Source organism: Streptomyces sp. PA03-5A (assembly GCF_033792725.1).
In the GTDB taxonomy this organism is placed as follows: domain Bacteria; phylum Actinomycetota; class Actinomycetes; order Streptomycetales; family Streptomycetaceae; genus Actinacidiphila.
In genome coordinates this window covers 158119-173860 of the sequence record NZ_JARAVL010000003.1, presented here as the reverse complement: position 1 = coordinate 173860, position 15742 = coordinate 158119, and the positions used below count along the sequence as shown (strand labels likewise).

14 protein-coding genes and 3 tRNA genes are annotated in these 15742 nt (G+C 72.6%); 6 read left to right on the top strand and 11 right to left on the bottom strand.

What is annotated here, in order from left to right:
• Nucleotides 1-153 precede the first annotated feature (153 nt).
• Both PV410_RS05185 and PV410_RS05180 read left to right on the top strand, forming a co-directional pair.
• Nucleotides 154-1260, top strand: a complete 1107-nt coding sequence (locus tag PV410_RS05185) for a Leu/Phe/Val dehydrogenase (protein ID WP_500322612.1) — start codon at nt 154-156, stop codon at nt 1258-1260.
• A 328-nt stretch (nt 1261-1588) separates the two neighbouring features.
• Nucleotides 1589-1957 (top strand): DUF3073 domain-containing protein, encoded by a 369-nt coding sequence (locus PV410_RS05180; protein WP_499512619.1) that lies wholly within the window; start codon nt 1589-1591, stop codon nt 1955-1957.
• Nucleotides 1958-2037: 80 nt separating this feature from the next.
• Here the strand turns inward: PV410_RS05180 and purM are convergent, their stop codons facing one another.
• The 9 genes from purM to purS all read right to left on the bottom strand — a co-directional run bounded on the left by purM (nt 2038) and on the right by purS (nt 11718).
• A complete protein-coding gene (purM, locus tag PV410_RS05175; RefSeq protein WP_500322611.1) occupies nt 2038-3105 on the bottom strand; it encodes a phosphoribosylformylglycinamidine cyclo-ligase in 1068 nt (355 codons plus the stop codon).
• A 28-nt stretch (nt 3106-3133) separates the two neighbouring features.
• Entirely contained in the window at nt 3134-4651 is a 1518-nt protein-coding gene (purF, locus tag PV410_RS05170) for an amidophosphoribosyltransferase (protein ID WP_499512621.1), read from the bottom strand.
• A gap of 128 nt (nt 4652-4779) precedes the next feature.
• Nucleotides 4780-6441 carry a hypothetical protein gene (locus tag PV410_RS05165; RefSeq protein WP_500322610.1) on the bottom strand — a complete coding sequence of 554 codons (1662 nt, stop codon included), beginning with the start codon at nt 6439-6441 and terminating at the stop codon, nt 4780-4782.
• A 29-nt stretch (nt 6442-6470) separates the two neighbouring features.
• On the bottom strand, nt 6471-7268 hold the full coding sequence (locus tag PV410_RS05160; RefSeq protein ID WP_500322609.1) for a maleylpyruvate isomerase family mycothiol-dependent enzyme: 798 nt from the start codon (nt 7266-7268) through the stop codon (nt 6471-6473).
• A 47-nt stretch (nt 7269-7315) separates the two neighbouring features.
• Nucleotides 7316-7519 (bottom strand): DUF4177 domain-containing protein, encoded by a 204-nt coding sequence (locus PV410_RS05155; protein ID WP_500322608.1) that lies wholly within the window; start codon nt 7517-7519, stop codon nt 7316-7318.
• A 61-nt stretch (nt 7520-7580) separates the two neighbouring features.
• Nucleotides 7581-8420: a hypothetical protein gene (locus PV410_RS05150; RefSeq protein ID WP_500322607.1), complete on the bottom strand. Its 840-nt coding sequence runs from the start codon at nt 8418-8420 to the stop codon at nt 7581-7583.
• A gap of 126 nt (nt 8421-8546) precedes the next feature.
• Entirely contained in the window at nt 8547-10796 is a 2250-nt protein-coding gene (gene purL, locus PV410_RS05145) for a phosphoribosylformylglycinamidine synthase subunit PurL (protein WP_500322606.1), read from the bottom strand.
• The gene (gene purQ / locus PV410_RS05140) at nt 10793-11476 is read right to left on the bottom strand and encodes a phosphoribosylformylglycinamidine synthase subunit PurQ (RefSeq protein WP_500322605.1); all 684 of its coding nucleotides are present in this window, start codon (nt 11474-11476) and stop codon (nt 10793-10795) included. The genes purL and purQ overlap by 4 nt, the downstream gene beginning before the upstream one ends.
• Nucleotides 11473-11718 carry a phosphoribosylformylglycinamidine synthase subunit PurS gene (purS, locus tag PV410_RS05135; RefSeq protein ID WP_026250862.1) on the bottom strand — a complete coding sequence of 82 codons (246 nt, stop codon included), beginning with the start codon at nt 11716-11718 and terminating at the stop codon, nt 11473-11475. The genes purQ and purS overlap by 4 nt, the downstream gene beginning before the upstream one ends.
• A gap of 261 nt (nt 11719-11979) precedes the next feature.
• Here purS and PV410_RS05130 point away from each other — a divergent pair, with 261 nt between their 5' ends.
• The 4 genes from PV410_RS05130 (at nt 11980) to PV410_RS05115 (ending at nt 13107) form a co-directional block, all read left to right on the top strand.
• Nucleotides 11980-12297, top strand: coding sequence for a histone-like nucleoid-structuring protein Lsr2 (locus tag PV410_RS05130; protein WP_500322604.1), 318 nt, complete (start codon nt 11980-11982; stop codon nt 12295-12297).
• A 142-nt stretch (nt 12298-12439) separates the two neighbouring features.
• Nucleotides 12440-12511: transfer RNA gene (locus PV410_RS05125), tRNA-Gly, on the top strand.
• Between the two features lie 45 nt (nt 12512-12556).
• A tRNA-Gly gene (locus PV410_RS05120) sits at nt 12557-12629 on the top strand.
• A gap of 405 nt (nt 12630-13034) precedes the next feature.
• Nucleotides 13035-13107 (top strand) — tRNA-Gly (locus PV410_RS05115).
• A gap of 129 nt (nt 13108-13236) precedes the next feature.
• Here PV410_RS05115 and PV410_RS05110 read toward each other — a convergent pair.
• Nucleotides 13237-14133, bottom strand: coding sequence for a phosphoribosylaminoimidazolesuccinocarboxamide synthase (locus tag PV410_RS05110; RefSeq protein WP_500322603.1), 897 nt, complete (start codon nt 14131-14133; stop codon nt 13237-13239).
• A gap of 70 nt (nt 14134-14203) precedes the next feature.
• Entirely contained in the window at nt 14204-15712 is a 1509-nt protein-coding gene (locus PV410_RS05105) for a N,N-dimethylformamidase beta subunit family domain-containing protein (protein WP_500322602.1), read from the bottom strand.
• Nucleotides 15713-15742 lie beyond the last annotated feature (30 nt).

Here is a 15742-nt window from a genome sequence, read left to right as displayed (position 1 = left end):
TTCCGCCCTGGCATCGTCCCACGTCGCTTCCGGCACGGGGAGTGATCCACGACACTGGGAGGATGTTCACGGCCGGGTGGTTCTAGTCTTCTGCCAACCGGCCCTCCCCCACCCACCCGGAGGGCGACCTCTGGACATTCGGGAGTCACCACAGTGACCGACGTACGTCAGACACCCGGCATCGTCACCACGCTGTTCCGATCGGAGCAGGGCGGTCACGAGCAGGTCGTCTTGTGCCAGGACCGCGCCAGCGGCCTCAAGGCCGTCATCGCGATCCACTCCACCGCCCTGGGCCCGGCCCTCGGCGGCACCCGCTTCCACGCGTACTCCTCCGACGAGGCGGCGGTCGAGGACGCGCTCAACCTCGCCCGCGGCATGTCGTACAAGAACGCGCTCGCCGGCCTCGACCTCGGCGGCGGCAAGGCCGTCATCATCGGCGACCCGGACATGGACAAGTCCGAGGAGCTGCTGCTGGCCTACGGCCGCTTCGTGGCCTCGCTCGGCGGCCGCTACGTCACGGCCTGCGACGTCGGCACCTACGTGGCCGACATGGACGTGGTCTCCCGCACCGCCCCGCAGTGGACCACCGGCCGTTCGCCCGAGAACGGCGGCGCCGGCGACTCCTCCGTCCTGACCGCCTGGGGCGTCTTCCAGGGCATGCGCGCCTCCGCCCAGGCCAAGTGGGGCGACCCCACGCTGCGCGGCCGCAGGGTCGGCGTGGCCGGTGTCGGCAAGGTCGGCCACCACCTGGTGGAGCACCTGCTCAAGGACGGCGCCGAGGTCGTGATCACCGATGTTCGCGGCGAGGCCGTCGACCGGATCACCTCCCGTCACCCTCAGGTAACCGCCGTCTCCGACGCTGACGTCCTGGTCCGGACACCGCTGGACGTGTACGCCCCCTGCGCGCTCGGCGGCGCCCTCGACGACGACTCGGTGCCGGCCCTCACCGCCTCGATCGTCTGCGGCGCGGCCAACAACCAACTCGCCCACCCCGGCGTCGAGAAGGACCTGGCCGACCGCGGGATCCTCTACGCGCCGGACTACGTCGTGAACGCGGGTGGCGTGATCCAGGTCGCGGACGAGCTGCACGGCTTCGACTTCGAGCGGGCCCGCGCCAAGGCGACGAAGATCTTCGACACCACGCTCGCGATCTTCGAGCGCGCCGCGGCCGACGGCATCCCGCCGGCCGCCGCCGCCGACCGCCTGGCCGAGCAGCGCATGGCCGAGCGCACCCCGGCGGAGAGCTGGCTGCGCCCGTGAGCCATGGGGCCGCGGCGGTGCCGCGGCCCCTCCGGCACGCCCCCGTCCGCCCGTGGACGGGGGCGTGTCGTCCATCACAAAGCGGACACCCGCGGGGTGCCGCCGACGTACGGTGTCCGCGCGTCCTCACGAGTCGGGGCGGCTCCCTGCGGGCCTCCGTGACGAGGGCCGCAGGCTGGACATCCGACCGTTACCACGCCCCGGCAGCCAGACCGCGGCGGAAGAAGGTAAAATCGCGATTGACCAGCCAGGACGGGGCCATCGCGGGCCCCTGCTCCGACGCGCGTCGTGCGGGCGACGTACCGTGCGGCCTCGGAAGCAGGTACCGTTGAAGTCCTACGGACCGGGACTCTCATGTGAGGGCCCGTTCCACATCGTGAACGCGTGTCAAGACTCGGGGCCGTCGAGCCCCACCGTTGAGGGGGTCGAGCCAATGGGGCGCGGCCGGGCCAAGGCCAAGCAGACGAAGGTCGCCCGCCAGCTGAAGTACAACAGCGGCGGAACGGACCTTTCACGTCTGGCCGAAGAGCTGGGCGCATCGTCGACACTGCCGGTCAATCCGGAGGTACAGGAAGACGACGATGACGACGAGCTGGAAGACGACCCGTACGCACGGTACGCGGATCTCTACGGCGACGACGAGGACGACGACGAGGACGACGAGTCCCAGTCCTCCTCACAACGCCGTCGTGCTTGACGCAACACATTCCGTTCCAGCTTGACCACTGACCCGGTCCGGGCGCCGCCCGGACCGGGCTTCGTGCTGCCCCGCGCCGGTCAGCCCGCGTAGTCCCCGGTGAGCTCGACGGCCTCGGCGTGCTCGCCGCGCTCCACGACCTCGCCGGCCACCCAGGCGTCCAGGCCCCGGTCGGCCAGCGTGGTCAGCGCCGCGTCCACCGAGCCCTCGGGCACCACGGCGACCATGCCGACGCCCATGTTCAAGGTCTTCTCCAGCTCCAGCCGCTCCACGCCGCCGAGCTCGCCGACCGTGCCGAACACCGCGCCGGGCGTCCACGTCGAGCGGTCCACCGTGGCGTGCAGGTGGTCCGGGACGACCCGGGCCAGGTTGCTGGCCAGCCCGCCGCCGGTGACGTGCGAGAAGCCGTGCACCTCGGTGGTACGGGTCAGCGCCAGGCAGTCCAGCGAGTAGATCCGGGTCGGCTCCAGCAGCTCCTCGCCGAGGGTCCGGCCGAACTCCGGGACCTCCCGGTCCAGCGCCCAGCCGGCCCGCTCGAACAGCACGTGCCGGACGAGCGAGTACCCGTTGGAGTGAAGACCGGAGGACGCCATGGCGATCACGACGTCACCCTTACGGATGCGATCCGCGCCCAGCAGCCGGTCGGCCTCGACCACGCCCGTACCGGCGCCGGCGACGTCGAACTCGTCCTCGCCCAGCAGGCCCGGGTGCTCGGCCGTCTCGCCGCCGACCAGGGCGCAGCCGGCGAGCACGCAGCCCTCGGCGATGCCCTTGACGATGGCCGCGACGCGGTCCGGGAAGACCTTGCCGACGCAGATGTAGTCGGTCATGAAGAGCGGCTCGGCACCGCACACGACCAGGTCGTCGACGACCATGCCGACCAGGTCGTGGCCGATGGTGTCGTAGACGCCCATGCGGCGGGCGATGTCGACCTTGGTGCCCACGCCGTCGGTGGCGGAGGCCAGCAGGGGCCGCTCGTAACGCTTGAGCGCGGAGGCGTCGAAGAGCCCGGCGAAGCCGCCGAGACCGCCCACGACCTCCGGGCGGGTGGCCTTCTTCACCCATTCCTTCATCAGCTCGACCGCGCGGTCGCCCGCCTCGATGTCGACTCCCGCCGCGGCGTAGCTGGCACCGGTGTTCTCGGACATGGCTGTGTTGTGTCCTTGCGTCGAATGCTTACGGGCGACGGAGCGCGTCGGCGGCGTCGGGGCCGCCGGCCAGCTCGGTCTCCAGAAGGTGCTTGCCGAGCAGCTCGGGGTCCGGCAGCTCCATCGGGTACTCGCCGTCGAAGCAGGCCCGGCAGAGGTTGGGCTTGGCGATCGTGGTCGCCTCGACCATCGCGTCCAGCGAGATGTACGACAGCGAGTCAGCGTCCAGGGACTTGCAGATCTCGTCGACCGACAGGCCGTTGGCGATCAGCTCGGCGCGGGTGGCGAAGTCGATGCCGAAGAAGCACGGCCACTTGATCGGCGGCGAGGAGATCCGGATGTGGACCTCGGCGGCGCCGGCCTCGCGGAGCATCCGGACCAGCGCGCGCTGGGTGTTGCCGCGGACGATCGAGTCGTCCACGACCACCAGGCGCTTGCCCCGGATGACCTCCTTGAGCGGGTTGAGCTTCAGGCGGATGCCCAGCTGCCGGATGGTCTGCGAGGGCTGGATGAAGGTCCGGCCCACGTACGAGTTCTTCACCAGGCCCGAGCCGTACGGGATGCCGCTCGCCTCGGCATAGCCGACCGCGGCCGGCGTGCCGGACTCCGGGGTCGGTATCACCAGATCGGCCTCGACCGGGGCCTCCTTGGCCAGCCGGCGGCCCATCTCGACCCGGGAGAGGTAGACGTTGCGGCCCGCGATGTCGGTGTCGGGGCGGGCGAGGTACACGTACTCGAAGACGCAGCCCTTGGGGCGGGCGTCGGCGAAGCGGGAGGCGCGCAGCCCGTTCTCGTCGACGGCGATCAGCTCGCCGGGCTCGATCTCGCGGATGAAGCTCGCGCCCACGATGTCCAGCGCGGCGGTCTCCGAGGCGACGACCCAGCCGCGCTCCAGGCGGCCCAGCACCAGCGGGCGGATGCCCTGCGGGTCACGGGCGGCGTAGAGCGTGTGCTCGTCCATGAAGACCAGGCTGAAGGCGCCCTTGACCTCGGGCAGCACCTGACGGGCGGCGTCCTCGACGGACAGCGGCTTGCCGTCCTCGTCCACCTGCCCGGCGAGCAGCGCCGTGACCAGGTCGGTGTCGTTGGTCGCGGCGACCCTGGTGGCCCGGCCGTTGCCCTGGGGCAGCGCGGCGACCATCTCGGCCAGCTCGACGGTGTTGACCAGGTTCCCGTTGTGGCCGAGGGCGATGGAGCCGTTGGCGGTGGCGCGGAAGGTGGGCTGGGCGTTCTCCCAGACCGAGGCGCCGGTGGTCGAGTAACGGGCATGCCCGACCGCGATGTGGCCCTGCAAGGAGCCGAGGGAGGTCTCGTCGAAGACCTGGGACACCAGGCCCATGTCCTTGAAGACCAGGATTTGGGAGCCGTTGCTCACTGCGATGCCCGCGGACTCCTGTCCGCGGTGCTGCAGGGCGTACAGCCCGAAATAGGTGAGTTTGGCGACCTCTTCGCCGGGGGCCCAGACACCGAAGACGCCGCAAGCGTCCTGGGGGCCCTTCTCGCCGGGGAGCAGGTCGTGGTTGAGTCGTCCGTCACCACGTGGCACGGCACCGAGTCTAGGGCAGGTTCCGGTGTCGTCCGAACGAGGGAACCCGACAAAAGTGCGTTCTATGCGCGTAAACCCATGGGGCACTTGGCCGTGTGACCTTGGTCGTGCTCTCGGTCGAAGCCTGCTCAGGGGCGCAGTCCGGGGTCACGGACCATGGCGGTGAGCTCGGCCGCGGCACGCGTCGCGGCCGACGGGCGGTGCCGCACCCGCTCCCATCCCGGAACGGCGACCGCGCCGAGCCGGAGGTCGTCCAGACCCGCGACGCGGCGGACGATCAGTTCCCCGTCCGCGGTGCGGACGACACGGGTGACCTCCGCCCAGGGCACGTGCCGGGTGCGCAGATGGCGACGGACCCGCAGACCGGTGGCGTCGGCGGTGATCCGCCAGGTGATCATGGACAGCGCCTTGTCGACCAGCCACAGGCCGCCCAGGACCGGCAGCAACGCGCGCCACCAGGGCCCGCCGGAGAATCCGGAGCCCAGGAACACCACCGTGCCCACCAGGAGCAGCGCGCCCGCCGTGCGGTCGCCCGCACCGCCGTGCCAATGGACGGGGCCCGCGCCGGGCTTCAGGGCCGCGGCCGCCTCGGCGACCCTGGCCTCCGCTTCCCGGCGGTGCTCGGCGTGGTCGGGCGACCCGCTCCCGGACGACGGCGCCACCCACCGCCGCGCCGGCGACTCCGTGGCACCGACCAGGAGGTCGCCGGAAGCCGTGACGGCCGCCAGCACCAGTTCCGCGCCTTCCGCCGGGAGGCCGAAGAGCACGCCCTCGCCGCTGGCCCACGCGCCGGGTCCGGCCGCGCGGTAGGCCAGCACCGGTGCCCCGGCGGCATCGTCCACCGGCCGGATGACGGTCCTGCCGTCCTCGCGCCCCGCCAGCACCCGGAGCACGGGAACGGGTCCTCGGCGCACCGAGCGGGCCCGCAGCGCCGACAGCGCCCCCGACAGCAGCAGGGAGAGGCCGAGGCCGCCCGCCGTGAGCGTCAGGAGCTGCAGGCCCGTGCGGTCCTCGTACGGCTCCGCGGCGAGCCGCAGCCACTCCCCGTCGACGAGCACGGGCACCTCGGTGCCCCGGTCGTGGTCCTCCGGGAACGTCACCGCGACGCGGTGCCGCGTGCCGTCGCCGAAGCGGACGACGATGTGGTCCTCGGCACCGTTGCCGACGACGACCGCCGCGGCGCGGACGGCCGCCGCAGCGTGCGCCCGGTCCGCCCGGTCCCCGGACACGGCGGTCGCCGCGGTCACCGCCGCGACCACCAGGGCCGCCACGCCGACGGCGATCCGGAGCACGCCACGCCGCACCGGCCCGGCCCGCTGCGGCACCGGGAGCGCGACTGCCCCCGCCGCCTCCAGGGCCAGGGCCCGCTGGCGGCGGCGCACCCGCAGCCGCGCGAGGACCGCGGCCCAGCCCCAGCACAGCGCGGCCACGACCACGACGTCCACGCCGCGCTCCGCGGCGCCGCCGGTCCACAGGTCCGGCCGGGTCATCCACAGCAGCAACAGCGGCGCCGACAGCGCCGCAGCTTCGGGCAGGACGAACAACCACAGGGTGTGGACGAAGAAGCCGACGGTGCCGACCGCGTCAAACCACATCGGCCCGCAGGGCGCGGCCACCGTGCAGCCGTCGTCCGCCGCGAGGGCGATCGCCGCGATCACCGCCGCCACCAGCACCGGGGCGCACCACAGCGGGCGCGCCCAGCCGGGAAGCCGTACCGCGGCCCAGCGGTGGGCGTCGGTGGAGAGCCAGGGGCGGGCCGGTGTGCCGGCCGGGGCGTTCGTCGAGGTCACCGGCGCATTATGCGGACGCCGGGACCGCCTCAGCCCAGCAGGGGGAGGTACGGGGCGAGGTCGGCGCGCTCACCGCTCGCGGAGACCGCGGCGGAGTCCAGGGCGGCGGCCCAGGACGTGCGCCCGGTGGCGAGACGGATCCAGGTGAGCGGGTCCGTCTCGACGACGTTGGGCGGGGTGCCCCGGGTGTGGCGGGGCCCGGGCACGCACTGCACGGCCGCGTACGGCGGTACGCGGACCTCGACGGAGTTGCCGGGCACCGAGACCGCGAGGGTGTCCGCGAGGAGCCGTACGACGGCGGCGACGGCCTGCCGCTCCAGGGGGACGGGCACACCCGTCGCCGCGGCGAGGTCGTCGCTGTGGACGACCAGCTCGACGAGCCGGGTCACCAGGAAGTCCGTGGACCGCATCGCGCCGAGCGTGATCGCCACCAGGCGCTCGGGCGCCACCGCCTCGTCCAGCACCCCGGCCAGGCCGTGGGCGGCCTCCTCGAGGCGGGCGGCGGCGTCGGCGGTCTCCGCGGCGGCCTCACGGGTGTCGGCGTCCAGCGGGCCGGCGATGCGCGCCGTGGAGCGCGCCCACGCGGTGAGGTCGAGGTCCGCCTTGGCCGGGGCGGGCGCGGTCACCACCCGGGCGACGGCCTCCACCTGCCGGGCGATGTGCACCACCAGCGTGTGCACGTCCCACCCCGGCAGCCCGGCGGGCGCGGCCAGTTGAGCCGTCGTCAGTCCCCGTGCGGCCCCCAGGACATGGGCGAGCTGGGCGGTGAGCGCCGCGCGGGTCCTGGCGGGGTCGTAGGTGCGGGCCTTGCGGGCGGTGGACGGCATGCCTGCAGCCTACGCGCGGTGCCCGGCCCGCACCCCGACCCCGGGGGTCAGGCCTGGCGCGGGCGCTCGAAGGTGAGCAGCAGCCCCTGCACGGCGCCGGGGCCGATGCGGCCCTTGACGTCGGCGGAGGTGATCGCCTTGAGCTGCCAGCCGTCCTCGGCCTGCTTGTTGAGCGTCTTCTCCAGCTTGTCGTCGTCGATGGCGTCGCCTATCAGCGATTCGCGGAAGCTGACGACCTTGTACTCGTACATCGTTGACACCCCTTGTCGTACCGGTGGTTGCGGGACGCACAGTAGTACCGCCGGTCGCGGGCTACGCGGGGCGGACCGGTCCCGCCGCCCGGCAGACGAGGGTGCCGCCCTCGGTCTCGGCGGACAGCAGCACCAGTTCGGCGCCCTCGTACGGCGCCCCGAACAGCAGGGCGGGGCGCAGCGCGTCCTCCCGGGACCCGGACGGCGGCTCGGGCTCGGGGTCGACCGGACAGGAGAAGAGCGCCGTGCGGCCCGCGTGGTCGTCGGCCGCGAACACCCACGTCCGGGCGTCCTCGTCCACCCGGGTCAGCACGCGCAGCACCGGCTGCGCGCCGCGCCGCAGGGCGCCCGCCCGCACCCGGGCCACCAGGCCCACGGCGAGCAGTGCGCCGCCGGCCAGTGACAGCAGGCGGATCTGCGGTGGGATCGCGGCCGCGCACAGCACCCCGAACGCGATCGTGGCCGGCCCGCGGCGCAGCGGCGGGAGGGGCCCGGGGAGCGGAAGCCGTACGTCCTGGGCGGCGTTCGCGGCGAGCAGCCGCTGCCGGCGGTGGACGCCCGTACGGTGCCGGGCGCCGGCCCAGCACAGCAGCAGCGCGGCGACGGCGGGGAGCGCGGCCTGCGGTTCCACCCGCCAGACCAGGAGCGCGGCGAGCACCGGCGCCGACACGAGGGTCAGCCCGGGCAGTCTGAAGAGCCAGTACACCTGGACGGCGACCAGCCCGTAGTGCACCGTCCCGAACGCCCCCGGGGCCACCGCGGCCCCGACGGCGGCGGCCGCGGCCAGCGCCAGGGCGCCCCAGCGCGGGCGGGCCCACGCGGCGGGGCGGCAGGCCGCCCAGCGCGCTGCGTCAAGGCCGCGCCACAGGGGCGGTTCGCCGGGGGTGTCGCGCTCGCTCACGTCTGGAGTATGAGGCCGTCCTCAACGGAGCCGGTCACCGGCCCCCGGCGAAGCGCCCCCGCGCCTGGCGGCACGGGGGCGCTTCGGGAGGGCGCGCCCGAAGGGCGCGTCGGAAGGGCGGACGGATCAGCCCAGGAGGGCCGGGATCGTGCCCTCGTGAGCCGTACGGAGCTCGTCCAGCGGGATGCTGAACTCGCCCTGGAGCTCGACCGCGTCGCCGTCGACGACACCGATCCGCGTCGCGGGCAGACCGCGCGCACCGCACATGTCGGTGAAGCGGAGCTCCTCGCTGCGCGGCACCGAGACGACCGCCCGGCCCGCCGACTCCGAGAAGAGGAGCACGAACGGGTCGAGACCGTCCGGCACGACCAGGCGCGCGCCGTTGCCGCCGCGCAGGCAGGACTCGACGACGGCCTGGACGAGCCCGCCGTCCGACAGGTCGTGGGCCGCGTCGACCATGCCGTCGCGGGAGGCCGAGATGAGGATCTCACCGAGCAGCTTCTCCCGCTCCAGGTCCACCGCCGGCGGCAGTCCGCCGAGGTGGTCGTGGATCGCCTGGGACCAGGCGGAGCCGCCCAGCTCCTCCTTGGTGTCGCCCAGCAGGTAGAGCAGCTGGCCCTGGTCCTTGAAGGCGACCGGCGTGCGGCGCGTGACGTCGTCGATCACGCCCAGCACCGCCACGACGGGCGTCGGGTGGATGGCGACGTCACCGGTCTGGTTGTAGAGCGAGACGTTGCCGCCGGTGACCGGCGTGCCCAGCTCCAGGCAGCCGTCGGCGAGGCCGCGGCAGGCCTCGGCGAACTGCCACATCGCGGCCGGGTCCTCGGGCGAGCCGAAGTTGAGGCAGTCGGAGACCGCCAGGGGCTTGGCGCCGGTGGTGGCGACGTTGCGGTACGCCTCGGCGAGCGCGAGCTGGGCGCCCGTGTACGGGTCGAGCTTGGCGTAGCGGCCGTTGCCGTCGGTGGCCACCGCGACGCCGAGGTTGGTGTCCTCGTCGATGCGGATCATGCCGGAGTCCTCCGGCTGCGCCAGCACGGTGTTGCCCTGCACGAAGCGGTCGTACTGGTCGGTGATCCACGCCTTGGACGCCTGGTTCGGGTGCGCGACCATCGTCAGGACCTGGGCGCGCAGCTCCTCGCCGCCCGCCGGGCGCGGCAGCTTGTTGGCGTCGTCGGCCTGGAGCGCGTCCTGCCACGCGGGGCGGGCGTAGGGGCGCTCGTACACCGGGCCCTCGTGGGCGACGGTGCGCGGCGGGACGTCGACGATCTGCTCGCCGTGCCAGAAGATCTCCAGCCGGTCGCCGTCGGTGACCTCACCGATGACGGTGGCGATCACGTCCCACTTCTCGCAGATCTCCAGGAAGCGGTCGACGTACCGCGGCTCGACGATGGCGCACATGCGCTCCTGCGACTCGCTCATGAGGATCTCCTCCGGCGAGAGCGTCGCGTCGCGCAGCGGCACGGTGTCCAGCTCCACCCGCATGCCGCCGGAGCCGGCCGAGGCCAGCTCGGAGGTGGCGCAGGACAGGCCGGCGCCGCCGAGGTCCTGGATGCCGGCGACCAGCTTCTCCTTGAAGATCTCCAGGGTGCACTCGATGAGCAGCTTCTCCTGGAAGGGGTCGCCGACCTGGACGGCGGGGCGCTTGGCCGGGCCGGTGTCGGAGAAGGTCTCCGAGGCGAGCACGGAGACGCCGCCGATGCCGTCGCCACCGGTGCGGGCGCCGTAGAGGATGACCTTGTTGCCGGCGCCGGAGGCCTTGGCCAGGTGGATGTCCTCGTGCTTCATCACGCCGACGCACAGGGCGTTGACCAGCGGGTTGCCCTGGTAGCAGGGGTCGAAGACGACCTCGCCGCCGATGTTGGGCAGGCCCAGGCAGTTGCCGTAGCCGCCGACGCCCGCGACGACGCCCGGCAGGACGCGCTTGGTGTCGGGGTGGTCCGGCGCGCCGAAGCGCAGCGGGTCCATGACGGCGACCGGGCGGGCACCCATGGCGAGGATGTCGCGGACGATGCCGCCGACGCCGGTGGCCGCGCCCTGGTAGGGCTCGATGTACGAGGGGTGGTTGTGCGACTCGACCTTGAAGGTGACCGCGTAGCCCTGGCCGACGTCCACGACGCCGGCGTTCTCGCCGATGCCGACCAGCAGGGCGTCGTTGGCGGGGGCCTTCTCGCCGAACTGGCGCAGGTGGATCTTGCTGCTCTTGTACGAGCAGTGCTCGGACCACATGACGGAGTACATGGCGAGCTCGGCACCGGTGGGCCGGCGGCCGAGGATCTCCCGGATGCGCTCGTACTCGTCCTGCTTCAGGCCGAGTTCGGCCCACGGCTGCTCGGTGTCAGGAGTCCCGGTGGCGTGCTTGACGGAATCGAGTGTCATGACGCGTGAACCAGCTTCTTGAGGATCGAGGTGAAGAATCCGAGGCCGTCGGTGCGGCCGGTCCCGATCAGCGACTCGACCGCGTGCTCGGGGTGCGGCATGAGGCCGACGACATTGCCTGCGGCGTTGGTGATGCCGGCGATGTCCCGGAGCGAGCCATTGGGGTTCCAGTCCGCGTAGCGGAACACCACACGGCCCTCGGCCTCCAGCTGGTCGAGGACGTGCTCGTCGGCCACGTAGCGGCCGTCGATGTTCTTCAGCGGGATGCTGATCTCCTGGCCCTGCTCGTAATCGGCCGTCCAGGACGTCGAGTTGTTCTCGACACGCAGCTTCTGGTCCCTGCAGATGAAGTGCAGGTGATTGTTGCGCAGCATGGCACCCGGCAGCAGATGCGTCTCGGTGAGCACCTGGAAGCCGTTGCAGATACCCAGGACCGGAAGACCGTCCTTGGCGCCGGCGATGATCGACTCCATCACGGGCGAGAAGCGGGAAATCGCCCCGGCCCGGAGATAGTCGCCGTAACTGAATCCACCGGGCAGGACGACGGCGTCCACCTGGTGGAGATCCTTGTCACGGTGCCACAGCGGCACCGGCTCGGCGCCGGCGACGCGGACCGCGCGCTGGGTGTCCCGGTCGTCGAGCGTCCCGGGGAAGGTGACGACACCGATGCGTGCGGTCACGACTCCACCTTCACGGTGAAGTCCTCGATCACTGTGTTGGCGAGGAAGGTCTCGGCCATCTTGCGGATACGGGCGAGGGCGGCGTCGTCGACCGGCCCCTCCAGTTCGAGCTCAAAACGCTTGCCCTGGCGGACGTCGGCGATTCCCTCGAACCCGAGGCGCGGCAGCGCTCGCTGCACCGCCTGGCCCTGGGGGTCGAGGATCTCCGGCTTGAGCATGACGTCGACTACGACGCGTGCCACGGTCACTCCCGGTGGTGTGCTGCGGTGAGATGTCCCCACCGTACCCCGCCGAAAAATCTACGCGGGTAGATATTCCAGAATGGTCACGGAATATCCCCCCACCGGATTGCCCTCGGGACACCCGGAGGAATTGGCCGATCGGTTGCGGCGAAAAAATGCGGACCGGTAAATGGAAAAGCATTGACCCCGGCCCTGGGGCTTCGATACAACAACGGGGCCAACGCAGTCTCCAGGCCTTCTCCATTGAAAGGACCGGCATCCATGGCGCAGCGCGTAGTGGTCACGCTCTCCGACGACCTCGACGGCGGTGAAGCGGCGGAAACGGTCACTTTCGGCCTCGACGGGAAGTCGTACGAGATCGACCTGTCCGCCGGCAACGCCGAGAAGCTGCGGGAGGCCCTCGCGCCGTACGTCGAGGCAGGGCGCCGCCGCAACCGGCTCGGCAAGGCCTACAAGCACACCTCGCTCGCCCCCGACCCGGCCGCCGTGCGCGCCTGGGCGCTCTCCCGGGGCTTCGACGTGCCGCCGCGCGGCCGTATCCCCAAGAAGCTCTACGAGGCGTACGCCGAGGCCAGCTGATCCGCCGCCGGGCCCTTCCCGGACGGGCCGGGGCCCCGCCCGGGAATCACCCGGAAGAAGCGATTGGACAGCCACCCCCGTTGATCCGCTAGAGTCTGGAGCACGCCGAGGGCGGGCCGAAAGGCCGAGACCCCCGGGCCACGCGGGTGTAGTTCAGTAGCAGAACATCCCTCTTCCAGGGGGAAGGCGCAGTGTGCGATTCCTGTCACCCGCTCTGATTGCTCGACCGGTCCTGAGGATCGGGTAGGGTAGTCGCCGTGCGGACGTGGCTCAGTTGGTAGAGCATCACCTTGCCAAGGTGAGGGTCGCGAGTTCGAATCTCGTCGTCCGCTCTTTGAGGGAAGGCCCCGGTCGGATCACCGACCGGGGCCTTCTTCGTGCTCCCGGCACCGGTCGGTGTGACGGTGGCCACAGGGCGGAACGCCCGAACTCCCCTGACCGCGGGCGGCGATCGCCCCCGCCCGCCGCCCCTCCCGCGCCCCGGGACCCGCCCGCACCGGGCGTCCACGGGGGCCGCGGCGGCTCTGGGGCACGCCGTGGAACCGGAGTTGACCGGCCGGCCGGGAACGCCGGCGGGGACCGCCCGGAGGTCCGTGACCAGGCCCTCGTCGCTGCCGCGCCCCCGTCGCGTGCGCCGCGGGACACGACGCGGGGAACCCGCCGCGCCAGGGTGTGTGCCCAAGGCCCCCGGCGTTGGCTATAGTGGATGACGCACCGCACGGGAACGCGCGGAGCAGGCGGACGTAGCTCAGTTGGTAGAGCGCAACCTTGCCAAGGTTGAGGTCGCGAGTTCGAGCCTCGTCGTCCGCTCAAGAGAAGGCCCCGGTCGTGACGACCGGGGCCTTCGGTGTTCCTGGGACGGCTGGGCCGTCCGCCGTCGCCGCGGCTGCCGCACTGCCCGCCGGACGGAGGACCGGCGGGCGTGCGGGCCGTGGCGGACTACCAGCCGAGGCCGGTGAGCCGCTCGTACGCCTCGATGTACTTGGCGCGGGTCTGCTCCACCACGTGCTCCGGCAGGGGCGGCGGGGGCTGCTCGCTGCGGCGGTCCCAGCCGGACGCGGCGGAGGTCAGCCAGTCGCGGACGAACTGCTTGTCGTACGAGGGCTGGGCGTGGCCCGGCTCCCACAGCTCGGCGGGCCAGAAGCGCGACGAGTCCGGGGTCAGCACCTCGTCGGCGATGGTCAGCACCTCGCCGTCGAAGCCGAACTCGAACTTGGTGTCCGCCAGGAGGATGCCGCGCTCGCGGGCGATGTCCCGGGCCCGGCCGTAGACCGCGAGGGTGCTCTGGCGCAGCTGCGCCGCGGTGTCGGCACCGACCCGGCGGGCGACCTCCTCGTAGCTGACGTTCTCGTCGTGCTCGCCGACCTCGGCCTTGGTGGCCGGGGTGAAGATCGGCGCGGGCAGCTCGGAGCCGTCCACCAGGCCCTCGGGGAGGGTCACCCCGCACACCGTGCGGTCGGTGTCGTACTCGAGCAGGCCGGAGCCGGCCAGGTAGCCGCGCGCCACGCACTCGACGGGGATCATGTCCAGCGGCTTGCAGACCGTCGTCCGCCCCTCCCAGTCGGCGGGGGCGCCCTCGGGGAGCTCGGTGGACAGCACGTGGTGCGGCACCAGGTCGGCGATCTGGTCGAACCACCACAGCGACAACCGGGTCAGGACGCGGCCCTTGTCCGGGATCTCGGTGGGCAGCACCCAGTCGTACGCGGACATCCGGTCGCTGGCCACCATCACCAGCTCCCCTGCCTCGTTCTGGTACAGCTCGCGCACCTTGCCGGTGTGCAGGTGCACCAGGCCCGGCACTTGCGCGGGCTCGGGCTTGTGGACGAATCCGGACATGGGTCCTCCCCGATCGGCGGTTCGGTTCCCGATTCTCCCGTACGTGCGCCCGGCGGGCGCGACGCGGGGGTCAGCCGTGCTTGCAGATGTGGTCCAGGAGGTTGGCGGTGGCGCGCTGGACACGGGGGTCGACGTGGCCCGGACGGTCCAGCGCCGGGGACCAGGCGAAGGTGCCGGAGGCGAAGACCAGGGCCCCGCCGGGCGCCCGGTACAGCGAGGTCTCCTGGTGCGCTCTGCGGCCCGCCGAGTCCTCGTACGGGGAGTGGGCAAGCAGGATCCGCTCCATGTAGTCGGGCAGCGGCGTGCGCGGGAAGTAACGGTCCGCCTCGCCCGCGACCAGGCCGGGGATCTCGTCGCCCTCCTCGGCGCCGGTGGCCTCCCACAGCCAGTGGCCGGCGTTCCGCACCACCAGCGGGGACGGTTCGGGCACCCGGCCGGAGTACTGCACGCCGATCAGCAGTTGTTCGGGCTCACCCATGTCACGCCACAGGGCGCTGCGGCCCGGCGGGTGGCCGCGGCGCTTGCGGCAGCTGAGCAGCCGGTCGGGGTCGCCCGACGGGGAGGGGCCCAGCTCGGTCTGCCAGTACATGGTGTTGGCCGACAGGAAGACCAGCGAGGTGCCGCCGTCCCGGGCCGCCTCGACGGCGCGCCGCATGGGGACCGTCCAGTACTCGTCGTGACCGGGGAAGACCATGCCCCGGTAGCGCGAAGGATCGATCCGCCCCGCATGCAGGTCGCGCGCGTCGGCGTAGGCCAGGTCGTAGCCGTAGCGCTCGGCCCAGCGGATGAAGTCGTAGGCGTGGCCGACGTGCAGCGGGAGCCCGGCGCCCGCGTACGGGCGGTCGAAGGAGACGGTGACCGCGGCCTCCTCCTCGCCCAGCAGGCGGCCCTTCTCGTCCCAGGCGTGGTAGAGGCTGGCACCCGTGCGGCCGTCCTCGGGGTAGAGGTTGTACGCCTGCCAGGTGACGTCGGGCAGCAGCAGGAGCAGATCGGCCGGCCGGTCGTCGCGCACGGTGAACGGGATGTGGCTGCGGTAGCCGTCCTGCGTGGTGAGGACGGCGACGTAGGCGCCGGACTTCCAGTACGAGGGCACCTGCAGCCGCCAGGACTGCCACCAGTGGTGACAGGAGACGGTGCGCCCGGCGGCGAGCGGCGTCGGCTGCACGATCCCCGACAGCCGGGGGCTGGAGGTGAACTGGGCGGCGCCGTCGCCGCCGTAGTGCCCGATCCGGTAGACGTCGATGCCGTAGCTCTGCGGCGGGTCGACGGTGATGCGGAAGTCGATGGCGTCGCCGGGGGCCACGGAGGCGCCAGGCGCGAAGCCCTTGATCTGGCACCGCACGTCGTCCGCGGCGCGCGGGCCTGGCACGCGGGGCGTGCGCCCCACGGCGTCGCCCGGCAGACCCCCGGGCTCCCCGCGGCTGGCGGCCAGGTCGACGTACCACGGCACGACCTGGCCGGTGTCGTCCAGATACTGCACCGCGCCACGCAGCCACGGCACCGGGCCCTGCCCGAAGGGGTCGGTGACCCCGTGCGCCAGTGCCCCGGACTGCCAGCGGCGGACCTGCTCCTTCACCACGATGGTCCCCTCCTCGTCGTCCCCCGAGGT

Excerpts from the sequence above, each read along its gene's own strand:
- PV410_RS05155 (WP_500322608.1), bottom strand. The coding sequence starts at position 7,519 with ATGTACGAGTACAAGGTCGTCAGCTTCCGCGAATCGCTGATAGGCGAC.
- purM (WP_500322611.1), bottom strand. The coding sequence starts at position 3,105 with ATGTCCGAGAACACCGGTGCCAGCTACGCCGCGGCGGGAGTCGACATC.
- PV410_RS05130 (WP_500322604.1), top strand. The coding sequence starts at position 11,980 with ATGGCGCAGCGCGTAGTGGTCACGCTCTCCGACGACCTCGACGGCGGT.
- PV410_RS05160 (WP_500322609.1), bottom strand. The coding sequence starts at position 7,268 with ATGCCGTCCACCGCCCGCAAGGCCCGCACCTACGACCCCGCCAGGACC.
- PV410_RS05110 (WP_500322603.1), bottom strand. The coding sequence starts at position 14,133 with ATGTCCGGATTCGTCCACAAGCCCGAGCCCGCGCAAGTGCCGGGCCTG.
- purL (WP_500322606.1), bottom strand. The coding sequence starts at position 10,796 with ATGACACTCGATTCCGTCAAGCACGCCACCGGGACTCCTGACACCGAG.